The sequence below is a fragment of the Microbacterium sp. Cr-K20 genome (assembly GCF_000708325.1).
Classification (GTDB): domain Bacteria; phylum Actinomycetota; class Actinomycetes; order Actinomycetales; family Microbacteriaceae; genus Microbacterium.
In genome coordinates, this window is sequence record NZ_JARE01000054.1 from 20059 (window position 1) to 32012 (window position 11954).

13 protein-coding genes are annotated in these 11954 nt (G+C 70.1%); 9 read left to right on the top strand and 4 right to left on the bottom strand.

The annotated features are described in order from the left end of the window. Window positions 1-340 precede the first annotated feature (340 nt). The 4 genes from GZ67_RS0113200 to GZ67_RS0113215 are packed head-to-tail and all read left to right on the top strand — an operon-like array spanning window position 341 to window position 4770. Window positions 341-1843 (top strand): CoA-acylating methylmalonate-semialdehyde dehydrogenase, encoded by a 1503-nt coding sequence (locus tag GZ67_RS0113200; protein WP_029263921.1) that lies wholly within the window; start codon window positions 341-343, stop codon window positions 1841-1843. 38 nt (window positions 1844-1881) lie between these two features. Next, a complete protein-coding gene (locus tag GZ67_RS0113205) occupies window positions 1882-3063 on the top strand; it encodes an acyl-CoA dehydrogenase family protein (protein ID WP_029263922.1) in 1182 nt (393 codons plus the stop codon). Further along, window positions 3060-3965 (top strand): 3-hydroxyisobutyrate dehydrogenase, encoded by a 906-nt coding sequence (gene mmsB / locus GZ67_RS0113210; protein ID WP_029263923.1) that lies wholly within the window; start codon window positions 3060-3062, stop codon window positions 3963-3965. The genes GZ67_RS0113205 and mmsB overlap by 4 nt, the downstream gene beginning before the upstream one ends. 28 nt (window positions 3966-3993) lie before the next feature. After that, on the top strand, window positions 3994-4770 hold the full coding sequence (locus GZ67_RS0113215) for an enoyl-CoA hydratase-related protein (RefSeq protein WP_029263924.1): 777 nt from the start codon (window positions 3994-3996) through the stop codon (window positions 4768-4770). A gap of 44 nt (window positions 4771-4814) precedes the next feature. On the opposite strand, the gene GZ67_RS0113220 is transcribed toward GZ67_RS0113215, so the two are convergent. From GZ67_RS0113220 to GZ67_RS0113230, 3 genes are read right to left on the bottom strand one after another with little or no spacing between them, the layout of a single operon-like run. Then, window positions 4815-5258: a YdeI/OmpD-associated family protein gene (locus GZ67_RS0113220; protein ID WP_029263925.1), complete on the bottom strand. Its 444-nt coding sequence runs from the start codon at window positions 5256-5258 to the stop codon at window positions 4815-4817. Further along, the gene (locus tag GZ67_RS0113225) at window positions 5255-5725 is read right to left on the bottom strand and encodes an SRPBCC family protein (RefSeq protein ID WP_036304261.1); all 471 of its coding nucleotides are present in this window, start codon (window positions 5723-5725) and stop codon (window positions 5255-5257) included. Before GZ67_RS0113225 ends, GZ67_RS0113220 begins: the two co-directional genes overlap by 4 nt. 1 nt (window position 5726) lies before the next feature. Continuing rightward, the gene (locus GZ67_RS0113230; protein ID WP_029263927.1) at window positions 5727-6263 is read right to left on the bottom strand and encodes a MarR family winged helix-turn-helix transcriptional regulator; all 537 of its coding nucleotides are present in this window, start codon (window positions 6261-6263) and stop codon (window positions 5727-5729) included. Window positions 6264-6436: 173 nt separating this feature from the next. Here GZ67_RS0113230 and GZ67_RS0113235 point away from each other — a divergent pair, with 173 nt between their 5' ends. From GZ67_RS0113235 to GZ67_RS0113255, 5 genes are all read left to right on the top strand, one after another. Continuing rightward, a complete protein-coding gene (locus GZ67_RS0113235) occupies window positions 6437-7213 on the top strand; it encodes an electron transfer flavoprotein subunit beta/FixA family protein (RefSeq protein ID WP_029263928.1) in 777 nt (258 codons plus the stop codon). Window position 7214: 1 nt separating this feature from the next. Beyond that, window positions 7215-8186: an electron transfer flavoprotein subunit alpha/FixB family protein gene (locus GZ67_RS0113240; protein WP_029263929.1), complete on the top strand. Its 972-nt coding sequence runs from the start codon at window positions 7215-7217 to the stop codon at window positions 8184-8186. Window positions 8187-8677: 491 nt separating this feature from the next. After that, on the top strand, window positions 8678-9892 hold the full coding sequence (locus tag GZ67_RS0113245; RefSeq protein ID WP_231481804.1) for a cytochrome b/b6 domain-containing protein: 1215 nt from the start codon (window positions 8678-8680) through the stop codon (window positions 9890-9892). Between the two features lie 57 nt (window positions 9893-9949). Beyond that, entirely contained in the window at window positions 9950-10696 is a 747-nt protein-coding gene (locus GZ67_RS0113250) for a hypothetical protein (protein WP_029263931.1), read from the top strand. Continuing rightward, a complete protein-coding gene (locus GZ67_RS0113255; RefSeq protein WP_051662530.1) occupies window positions 10693-11142 on the top strand; it encodes a nuclear transport factor 2 family protein in 450 nt (149 codons plus the stop codon). The genes GZ67_RS0113250 and GZ67_RS0113255 overlap by 4 nt, the downstream gene beginning before the upstream one ends. 10 nt (window positions 11143-11152) lie before the next feature. Here GZ67_RS0113255 and GZ67_RS0113260 read toward each other — a convergent pair. Next, window positions 11153-11954, bottom strand: an 802-nt coding sequence (locus GZ67_RS0113260) for an oxidoreductase (protein WP_156036634.1), incomplete at its 5' end; no start/stop codon positions are given.

Consider the following 11954-nt stretch of genomic DNA (forward strand, 5'->3'; position numbering starts at 1 on the left):
ATTCTAATTCGGATGCGGAGGGCTGCAGGCCGCTTCCGGCCCGGACGGAGAGGACCCCCGCCGACCCGATTCGGCGGGGGTCTCGCGGCGTGGGCGCCGCGACGGGAGCGAGAGTGCTCACCGTGCGCGCGGTAGACGTGACACCCGATCCGGTCTGAGTCTCTGTCCGCGCACCTGCAGTTGTACCCGGGCGAGATGACGCGGCGGTGAACGGGGCGCGAACAACCACGATCCGGGGCATTCTCGGATCGACCGAAAATACAAGGGTGTCCTAGTAAATATCCGGCCCTCCGAGTAAACTCCCCAATGTGCCAACGACGGCACGAAGGGACGTCACACAATGACTCGTACTATCCCGCACTTCGTGGGCGGATCGCTTCTCACCCCCGACTCCGGTCGCTTCGCCGACGTGTTCGATCCGAGCACGGGTGCCGTGCAGGCGCGTGTGCCGCTGGCCTCCGCCGACGAGGTGCGCCGCGTGATCGCGAACGCCGAAGAGGCGCAGGTCGCGTGGGCCACGACCAATCCCCAGAAGCGGGCCCGCGTGCTGCTGCGGTTCCTCGACCTGGTGCAGCGCGAGATGACCTCGCTGGCCGAATTGCTGGCGAGTGAGCACGGCAAGACGGTCGACGACGCGAAGGGCGACATCCAGCGCGGACTCGAGGTCATCGAGTTCTCCGCCGGAGCGCCGCATCTGCTGAAGGGCGAGTACTCGACGGGTGCCGGTACCGGCATCGACGTCTACTCGATGCGTCAGCCGCTCGGGGTGGTCGCCGCGATCACGCCCTTCAACTTCCCCGCGATGATCCCGCTGTGGAAGGCCGGCCCCGCGCTCGCCGCGGGCAACGCGGTCGTGCTCAAGCCCAGTGAGCGTGACCCCTCCGTGCCGGTGCACATCGCCGAGCTGTTCCTCGAGGCCGGGCTGCCGGCAGGAGTGCTCAACGTCGTGCACGGCGACAAGGAGGCCGTCGACACACTGCTCACCGACGACCGCATCCGCGCCGTCGGGTTCGTCGGCTCCACGCCCATCGCCGAGTACATCTACGCGACCGCGACGGCGCACGGTAAGCGGGCCCAGTGCTTCGGCGGCGCGAAGAACCACATGATCGTGATGCCGGACGCCGACCTCGACCAGGCCGTCGACGCGCTGATCGGTTCCGGATACGGCTCAGCAGGCGAGCGGTGCATGGCGATCTCGGTCGCGGTCCCGGTCGGGCAGGAGACGGCTGATGCTCTCGCCGCCAAGCTCACCGAGCGTGTGGCGCAACTGCGTATCGGGCCCTCTCTCGCGACCGATGTCGACTACGGACCCCTCGTCACGCGGGCGGCTGTCGAGCGGGTCGAGGGCTACATCCAGCAGGGCATCGACGAGGGTGCGACGCTGCTCGCCGACGGCCGCGGGTTCGTCGTCGAGGGGCACGAGGAGGGCTTCTACCTCGGACCGACCCTGTTCGACCACGTCACCACCGACATGGCGATCTACCGCGAGGAGATCTTCGGCCCGGTGCTGGTGATCGCCCGCGCCGCCGACTACGAAGAGGCGCTGCGGATGGCATCCGAGCACGAGTACGGAAACGGCGTCGCGATCTTCACCCGTGACGGCGATGCCGCCCGCGACTTCGCGGCACGCGTCGAGGTCGGGATGGTCGGCGTGAACGTCCCGATCCCCGTCCCGATCGCCTACTACACGTTCGGCGGCTGGAAGCGCAGTGGCTTCGGCGACCTCAACCAGCACGGCACCGACGCCTTCCGCTTCTACACGAAGACCAAGACGGTGACGAGTCGTTGGCCCGCGGCGGGCATCCGCGACGGAGCCAGCTTCGTCATCCCCACCATGCACTGACCCCCACGTTCCGGCACGAGATCCCACAAGGACAAGCGATGACCATGACCACCGTCACCACCACCGCCGAGGAGCGCGAGGCGATCCTCAGCGCCGTCCGCGAGTTCGCCGAGGCCGAGCTCGCCCCCTTCGCCGCCGAGCGCGACGAGAAGCACCTCTTCCCGCGCGAGTCGCTGAATCGCGGCGGAGAGCTGGGGCTCGGCGGCATCTATGTGCGCGAGGACTTCGGCGGTGCCGGCCTCAGTCGCAGCGACACCGTCGCGATCTTCGAGGAACTCGCCAAGGGCGACCCGGCGGTCGCCGCGTACATCTCGATCCACAACATGGTCGTGTGGATGATCGACACCTACGGCGACGACACGCAGCGCGAGACGTGGCTGCCGCCGCTCACCGCGATGCAGGAGTTCGGCGGCTACTGCCTCACCGAGCCGGGCGTCGGCTCCGATGCCGCCAACGTCGCGACCAGTGCGGTCCGCGACGGCGACGACTTCGTGCTCACCGGGATGAAGCAGTTCATCTCCGGTGCCGGCGAGGCCGCCGTGTACGTCGTGATGGCCCGCACGGGGGAGCCCGGCGCCCGCGGTATCAGCGCATTCCTGGTTCCCGGCGACGCCGAGGGGCTGAGCTTCGGCCCGCTCGAGAAGAAGATGGGCTGGCATGCGCAGCCGACCCGCCAGGTGATCTTCGACGGCGTCCGTGTCCCGGCATCCGCGATGCTCGGCGACGAGGGGCGGGGGTTCGCGATCGCGATGTCGGCGCTCAACGGCGGACGCCTCAACATCGCCGCCTGCTCGCTCGGCGGCGCGGAGTGGGCACTCGACAAGGCGGTGCGGTACGTGCACGAGCGGGTCGCGTTCGGCGAGCCGCTCGCCGAGAAGCAGGCGATCCTGTTCGCGATCGCCGACATGCGCACCGAACTGCACGCGGCCCGGCTGATGGTGCGCGACGGTGCCCAGGCCGTCGACGAGCAGGCGCCCGACGCGACCATGCGCTGCGCGATGGCCAAGCGCTTCGCCACCGACGCCGGCTTCGACGTCGCCAACCGGGCGCTGCAGCTGCACGGCGGCTACGGGTATCTGCAGGACTACGGGATCGAGCGGGTCGTCCGCGACCTGCGGGTGCACCAGATCCTGGAGGGGACGAACGAGATCATGCGACTGATCGTCGGACGCGAGATGCTGCGACCCGCGGGTTCGAGCTCGATGCGGAGCGCATCATGACCGTGTCGTCCTCGAAAGCGGTCGTCGCTTTTCTCGGCCTCGGACACATGGGCCTGCCGATGGCGAAGAACCTCGTCGCCGCCGGCCATGAGGTGCACGGCTTCGATCTCGTGCCCGCGGCCATCGAGGCGGCGCAGGCTGCCGGCATCCCCGTGGCGGCGAGCGGGGCGGATGCCGTGGCGCATGCGGATGTCGTCATCACGATGTTCCCCGCGGGGAAGCACGTGATCGAGGCGTATCGCACGGAGCTGCTCGCGGCCGCGCGACCGGACACCCTTTTCATCGAGTCGTCCACCATCGCGGTCGACGAGGCCCGCGCGGCCCACGCACTGGCGCTCGCCGCGGGACACCGCAACGTCGACGCCCCGGTCTCGGGCGGAGTCGTCGGGGCAGAGAACGGCACCCTCGCGTTCATGGTGGGCGGATCCGACGACGACTTCGCCGCGGCGCTCCCGCTGCTGGAGGTCATGGGCGCGCGCATCGTGCACTGCGGTGGCCCCGGGCTCGGCCAGGCGGCGAAGGTCTGCAACAACATGGTGCTCGCGGTCTCGCAGATCGCCGTCGCCGAGGCCTTCGTGCTGGGGGAGCGGCTCGGGCTCGAGCACCAGGCGCTGTTCGACGTCGTCTCGCAGGCATCCGGACAGTGCTGGTCGATCACCACCAACTGCCCTGTTCCCGGGCCTGTGCCCACGAGCCCGGCCAACCGCGACTATCAGCCCGGCTTCGCGGGGGCGCTCATGGCGAAGGACCTCGGCCTCGCGCTGCAGGCCATCGAGCAGACCTCGACCGACGCACGCATGGGCCGGCTCGCTCAGGAACTGTACGCCGCCTTCGCCGCCGGCGACGGTGCGTCCCGGGACTTCTCCGGCATCATCACCGACATCCGCGACGGCGTCGTGTGATGATCGGTACTTCGACGGAGAGGGCGATATGACCGAGTACGAGACGATCCTGGTCGAGCAGCGCGGACGGGTCGGGTGGATCACCCTGAACCGTCCTGAGGCGCTGAACGCGCTGAACAGCCGGCTTGCGGAGGAGGTCACCGCCGCCGCCGTCGCTTTCGATGCCGACGAGGGCGTGGGAGCCATCGTGGTCACCGGCTCGGAGAAGGCTTTCGCTGCCGGTGCCGACATCAAGGAGATGGAGGGCATGTCCGCTGCGGAGATGCTCGAGACGGACCACTTCGGCGTCTGGCATCAGTTCGCGGCTGTGCGCACCCCGGTGATCGCGGCCGTCTCCGGGTTCGCCCTCGGCGGCGGGTGCGAGTTGGCGATGATGTGCGACATCATCCTGGCCGCCGACAACGCGAAGTTCGGTCAGCCCGAGATCAACCTCGGCGTCATCCCCGGAATGGGCGGCACGCAGCGCCTGATCCGCGCGGTCGGCTATTACAAGGCGGCGGAACTCGTGCTGTCCGGGCGCTTCATGGGAGCGGAGGAGGCGGAACGCGCCGGGCTCGTGTCCCGGGTCGTGCCGGCATCCGATCTCCTCGCCGAGGCGACGAAGCTGTCCGACACGATCGCCTCGAAGTCGCTCCCGTCGGTGTACGCCGCGAAGGCCGCACTCGACGCCGCGATGGAGACGACTCTGGCCGAAGGTCTCGCCCACGAGAAGCAGGCTTTCGCCGCGCTGTTCGACACCGCAGACCAGAAGGAGGGCATGTCGGCCTTCCGGGAGAAGCGGTCGCCCGACTTCCGGAACCGCTGATCCGCTGATCCGCTGACCTGATGAGCGCGGGACTCGAGGGGCGGTCAGTCGCGGAGGGTGTCGACGATCTTCGTGATGCGGCGCTCGCGCGTCGCGTCCTGCTTCGCTTCGGCGACGGAGCGCGCGTGCTCCTTGCGGACGGAGTAGGACAGGGCGTCGAAAGCGGCGCGCACCCCGGGGTCGGCATCCAGAGCAGTGGCGAGCTCGGGCGGAACGTCGACCGTGCGCTCGGCCGAATCCACGCGGATCACGGCATCGACCTCCTGCCCGATCTCGAGTCCGAGGTCGGCGCGCACGGCTTTGCTGAAGCCGATCATGTTCTCGCTGCCTATGCGGGCCACGCGAAGCCGCGCCGTGCGTCCGCCGATGGTGACGGCGACGGGGAAGGCCTTGCCGGCACCGAGCGACGCGACCTGCTCGTCCGTGAGCAGGATCGCCGCAGCGGGGCCGCGGCCGGTGAGGACGGTGTGCAGCCGCAGTTCGCTCATGCCGAAAGAGTACGCCCGGGAGCCTCGAATTCGGCGGCCAGGATCGCGTTGCGCTCCACGATCAGTCGGCGCATGTACGCGCGCAGGAACATCGCATCGACAACGCGGCCGAGCGGGCCGAACGGCGAGCGGAACGTGACGGTGTCGTGCATGAGCGTGCCGGCCGGATGCTCCTCGAACCGGTGCTCGTGCAGGAAATCCCGGAAGGGGCCGGCGATCTGGCGGTCCGAGAACCCGCGCGGGGGATCGACGTCGAACACGATCGACCGCAGGCGGAAGGGGATGCCGAAGTGGCGCGCCCGCCACGTCGCCGTCGAGCCCTCGGTGAAGACCCCGCTTGACGGTGCTTCGATCATCGTCTCGCCGTACCGGGCCATGCTCTTCACGTGGAGCCCGGGGTCGAGCGAGGCGGCGAACACCTCGGCCGGCGGGGCCGCGACGACCGTCTCGAGCGCGAACCGCGCCATGTCAGAGGGCGTCGGGCTGTGGACGCGGATCGGCGAAGTCTCCGGCGTCCTTGCGCAGGCGGGCGACGATCGCGACGAGCTCGGCCGCGTCGTCGCGGCTCATGCCGGGGTCGGCGAAGACCTCGGAGTTCAGCGCCTGGGTGGCCCGTTCGACCAGCTCTCGACCGGCATCCGTGAGTGCGAGGAGTGCGGCGCGTCCGTCGTGCGGATGCGGCTCCCTGGCGATGAGCCCGTCGCGGACCAGGCGTTCCGCCGTGCTGGTCACCGTGGTCGGATGCACCTGGAGGCGGGCGACCACGCTCGACAGGGGGAGGCGGCCGGCGCGGCTGAACGCCAGCAGGCGCAGCACCTCGAACCGGGCGAAGCTGAGCGCGAACGGCTTCAGCGCCGCATCGACCCGGGCGAGCAACAGCTGCTGGGCCCGCATGACCGAGGTGACGACGGCCATGCCGTCGGCGGCATCCGTCCATCCGTGAGCGAGCCACTGCCGCTTGGCTTCGGCGAGCGGGTCCACGGGGAGAGGGCGGGGTCGGGTCACGTCTCTACGGTACCGGCGGGGGAGGACGGGGGGACCGCGGCGCGCACGGCCGCCGCAGTGTGGAGTATGTATACATTGTCGGCGGAAACGGCGGCTCCTAACCGTGATTACCTCCGTTTTTGGCTACATAGAGCCCGATGCGGATAGACTCGGGCTGTCGTGAGGAGCATTCGATGAAGATCTTCGTCCTGGTCAAAGAGGTGCCGGACACCTATGGCGATCGCAAGCTGAATCTCGAGACCGGACTCGCCGATCGTGCGGCCGGTGATGTCGTCCTCGACGAGATCACCGAGCGGGCGCTCGAGGTCGCGCTCAGCTTCGCCGACAAGAACGAGGGCACGGAGGTCGTCGCCTTGTCGATGGCTCCCGCCGGCTCGACCGCCTCGGTGCGCCGGGCGCTCGCGATCGGCGCCGCATCGGCCGTGCACATCGCCGACGAACAGCTCGCCGGCGCCGACCTCGGTCTCACCGCCGAAGTGCTCGCCGCGGCCATCCGCCGCGGTGCGCCGGATCTCGTCATCACCGGCAACCTGTCGACAGACGGCTCCGGCGGCGTCATCCCGGCGATGCTCGCCGAGCACCTCGGATTCGCCCAGGCCACCGCGCTCAGCTCCGTGGAGATCACCGACTCCGAAGTCTCCGGCACCCGCGCCGCCGACGCCGGCGGGCAGCCCGTCTCGGCCCCGTTGCCCGCGGTGATCTCGATCACCGAGGCGCTCCCCGATGCGCGCTTCCCCAACTTCAAGGGCATCATGGCGGCGAAGAAGAAGCCCCTCGAGGTGCTCTCGCTCGCCGACCTCGACGTCTCGGCAGATCCGTCCGCCGCTCCGCGGACGATCATGACCGCCGTGTCGGAGAAGCCCCCGCGGGCCGCCGGCGTGAAGATCACCGATGAAGGCGACGCGGCCGACAAGCTCGTCGAGTACCTCGTGCAGAACAGGCTGGTGTGAGATGACCTCGTCCGAGAACCCGATCCTCGTCCTCATCGACGTCGACCCGTCCGGCTATGTCGCGAGCAGCACGGCGGCACTCATCGGCGCGGCCTCGACGATTGGCTCGCCCGTGGCGCTCATCGTCGGTGGCAGCCCGGCCGCGGTGGATCAGGCCGCTGCGGCAGGAGCATCGGTCGTGCTCACCGCCGACGGCGACCCGTCCGTGCTCACCGTGCCGATCGTGGATGCCCTGCAGGCCGCGGCCGCACAGGTGCGCCCCGACGCCGTGCTGATCTCGAACTCGATCTCCGGCCGCGATGTCGCCGGGCGCTTCGCGGCGCGCACGAAGAGCGCCCTCTCGGTGGATGCCGTGGGCGTCTCCCGTGACGACGAGGGCGTCGTCGCCCACCATTCCGTCTACGGCGGGGCATACCTCGTCGACTCGGCCGCGACCTTCGGCACTCCGGTGATCACGGTGCGTCAGGGCGCGGTGGATGCGCGCGCCGAGGCCGTGCCGTCGCACTCGGTCGAGGTGCTCGACGTCGCCCCGTCCGGCGCGGTCGCCGCGACGGCCGGTCCGGTCGAGGCTGTCGAGGTCGCCTCCTCCCGCCCCGAGCTGCGCGGAGCCACGCGGGTCGTCTCCGGTGGACGCGGCCTCGCGTCGAAGGAGAAGTTCGTGCTCGTCGAAGAGCTCGCCGATGCGCTCGGCGCTGCCGTCGGTGCGTCCAGAGCCGCCGTCGACGCGGGATACATCCCGCAGTCGCACCAGGTCGGTCAGACCGGCGTCTCGGTGTCTCCGCAGCTGTATGTCGCTCTCGGCATCTCGGGTGCGATCCAGCACCGCGCGGGCATGCAGACCTCCAAGAACATCGTCGCGATCAACAAGGACCCGGAGGCACCGATCTTCGACGTCGCCGACTTCGGCATCGTCGGGGACGTGTTCGCGGTGGTCCCGAAGGTGATCGCCGCCCTCGAGGCGCGGAAGAAGTAGTCATGGCGACGCGGATGCTGCGACGCGGTCTGCCGCGTGTGCCGGGCGGGGAGCCGTGGCCCCCGGCCGATGCCGTGGTGTCGGATGCGGTGGTGTCGGATGCGGTGGCGGAATCGTCGGTCGCACCGGTCGCACCGGTCGCCGACGTCGGTGCCGAGCCGGTCCCCGTGGCGGCGACGACGGATGCTGTCGCCGAGGCGGAAGGGGCAGGTGCCCCGGTCGCAGCTGCGTCTCCGGTTGTCGACGCCGCGGTGAGTGGTGGATCGCGTATCCGTCGCGGGCTGCCGCGCGTGCCGGGTGGCGAGCCGTGGCCTCCAGCGGACGTTGCCCTTCCTGGCCAGCCCGCTGCTGCGCGTGCTGCTAGCTCCGCGGTCGGTACGGCCTCGGTCTCCGACTCGAGCGCGACCGCGGCCCCGGTCATTGCGTCGGGAGCGACCCCGGTCGTTGAGCGAGCGCAGCGAGACGAAACGCCCCGAGTCACAGAACCTTCCATGTCTGCTGGCACCAGCATCCGTCGAGGGCTTCCGCGCATCGCGGGAGGGGAGGCCTGGCCGCCCGCGGGAACTGTCCCGGTGGCGGACGTTTCGTCTCGGTCGGCTTCGCCGTCCTCGCTCAACGACCGGGTGGTGGAGGCGGACTCGCTCAACGACCGGGTGGTGGAGGCGGACTCGCTCAACGACCGGGGGGCGGCCGCCGGTTCCGCCCTGGTCGTCCCGGTCCTCGCCGACCTCGACACCCCGCTGCCGTGGACTCGTACCGTCTGGAGAGGTCGCGCTCCGCGCCACGTCGCCGAGACTCCGTCGTCGGGTCGCCCGCGTCCGACCTGGCCGCAGGCGATCGCGGTCCTGTTCGGCGCCGCGGCACTCGGGGTGCTGGCGGGCGCCGCCATCGCCTTCGTGCGGGCGCTCCTGAGCTTCCCGTTCATGCAGGACTTCCTCGCGGCGTTCCCCGGCGAGTACGAGCCGGCGATCGCGGTCGAGCCGGGCTTCGCGCCGTGGGTCAACTGGGCGCACTTCTTCAACATGTTCCTGATCGTGCTGATCATCCGCTCGGGGCTGCAGGTGCGCACCGAGAAGCGGCCGACGGTGTTCTGGACGCCGCGCGGAAACGCGAAGGGCAAGATCAGCCTGAATCTCTGGTTCCACCAGGCGCTCGACATCCTGTGGCTCGTCAACGGCGTGATCTTCGTCGTGCTGCTGTTCGTCACCGGGCACTGGGTGCGGATCGTGCCGACGAGCTGGGAGGTCTTCCCGAACGCACTGTCGGCGGCCCTGCAGTACGTCTCGTTCGACTGGCCGCACGAGAACGGCTGGAACAACTACAACAGCCTGCAGCAGCTCGCGTACTTCGTGACCGTGTTCATCGCGGCGCCGCTGGCGGCGATCACCGGGTTCCGCATGTCGGGGCTGTGGCCGAAGAAGGCCGAGAAGCTGTCCAAGGCGTACCCGGTGGAGTGGGCGCGCGCGCTGCACTTCCCGATCATGCTGTACTTCGTGGCGTTCATCATCGCCCACGTCGCGCTCGTGATGCTCACCGGATTCCTGCGCAACCTGAACCACATGTTCGCGTCGCAGGATGCGGCCACCTGGACCGGGTTCTGGGTCTTCATCCTCTCGCTCGTGGTGATCGCGCTCGCCTGGGTGGCCGCCCGCCCGCTGGTGCTCGCGCCGATCGCGAAGGTGTTCGGCAAGGTCTCGGGGCGCTGAGGAGGATTCCTCCACGAGGGTGTTGACACCTAACCAAGCAAACGCTTGACTGACAAGGTGTTCGCGCCTCTCGCCTTCTTCTCCTTCGTCCGCCTCGACGACCGCTCGCTGCATGGGGACTACAACCGGTGGCATCAGCTCGACCATCGTCCGGAGAACCTCGCGCTCCCCGGCGTGGCCTGGGGTGACCGGTGGGATGTCCGCCCGGAATACGCCGAGCTCGCCGACGGGTCGCTTTCCGGCGCCGTCGACTTCGTCGCCATGTACTGGTTCCGCGATCCCGTGGACGAATCGGTCGCAGCCTGGGACGCCCTCGGCGAGGCGTCGTTCCAGTGGGGGCGCGGTCCGCTGATCCCCGGCATCCACCGGCCGATGCTGGCGTTCTTCCGTCCGGTCAAGGGGTACGCCGCCGCGCGGGCGCTGGTCGACCCGGAGGTGCTGCCCTACCGTCCGCACCGTGGGATCCACATCACCGCGACCCGGTTCACCGATCCGCACGGGGGCGAGACACACGAGGCGCACCGTCGCGAGGACCGCGAGCTCATCCCCGCTCTGCTCGATGTCGACGGCGTGGCCGGAGCCTGGACGTTCTCGTACAGCCACCCGCAGCGGCACTCATCGCTGCCGTTCGACGAGACGCCGGCCGATCCGCCCGGGAGCATCCGCATCCGCCTGGTGTACCTGGAAGACGACCCCACCGACGTGACCCCGCGGCTCCGCGCGGTCGAGGACGGCTTCCCCGAGGCGGGGGAGCGGATGCTGTCCACCCCGGTCAAGACGATCATCCCCTGGCAGGACTGGTGAGCGAGGCGCTGGAGCGGCGCCTGCAGGTGCTGGAGGACCGCGCCGAGATCGCCGATCTCATCGCGCGGTACGGCCCCGCTGCGGATTCCGGTGATGCCGACGCGGTCGCGGCGCTGTGGGCACCGGGCGGCACCTATCAGTTCGATGACACGGTGCTCGAGGCCGACGACATCCGCTCGCTCGTGTCGATCCCGACGCACGTGGAGTACATGCGTCGCGGGTGCGCGCACATCGTCTCCGCGCCGCGCATCGAGATCGACGGCGACGACGCCGTGGCGGTGACGCACTCGGTCGTGATGCTGCGCGAGGGCGAGCGCTGGATCGGCGAACGGGTCAGCGCGAACCGCTGGGAGCTGCGCCGCACGGCCGATGGATGGCGGGTGCAGCGCCGTCGCAACCGTCTGCTCGACGGAGACGGAGCCGCCCGGGAGCTGCTGGCCCGCTGAGGTGTCCGGGTCAGCGCTCGAAGCGGCTGAGGGGGGTCTCGCCTGCCGCGGCGAGGCGCGCGAGCGTGCGGGCCCGGGGGCCGAGGGCGCTGCCGAAGCGCACGTCCCAGGACTCGTGTGTGTCGTCGCCCAGGGCGATGCGGGCGTGGTGCGGCCAGTTCGGGTCGTCGAGCGCCTGTCGCCCGAGGAGCACCAGGTCGGAGTCGCCGTCGTGGATGAGGCGGGCGGCCTGTTCCGGGTCGACGACGAGCCCGACGGTCGCCGTGCGCACACCGACCTCGTCGCGGATGCGGCGTGAGAAGTCGGCGTGGAAGGCGAAGCCCCGACGGATGCGGGTGTCGACCGTGCGGTCGGTGGTGATCCCACCCGAGGAGGTGTCGATCACGTCGACGCCCGCGGTGGCGAGTCGACGCGCCACCTCGACCGTCTCGTCGATGCCCAGCCCGCCCTCGGCTCCGTCGACCGACGAGATGCGGAACGAGAGGGGGACGCCGCCGCCGATCGCGTCGCGGACTGCGGCGACGACCTCGAGCGGATAGCGCAGACGGTTCTCGGGGCTGCCCCCGTAGTGGTCGGTGCGCCGGTTCGACACGGGGGAGAGGAAGGAGTGCAGGAGGTAGCCGTGCGCGCCGTGGAGCTCGACGAAGCGGAACCCGGCAGCCACCGCGCGGGCGGCCGCGTCGTGCCAATCCTGCACGGACCGGGCGATCTGCGCCGTGGTGAGTGCGGCGGGGACGGCATGACCCGGGCCGGCGGACAGGGCGCTCGGGGCGACGAGGGGCCAGGGGCCGAATCCGGCCGACGCATCCTCG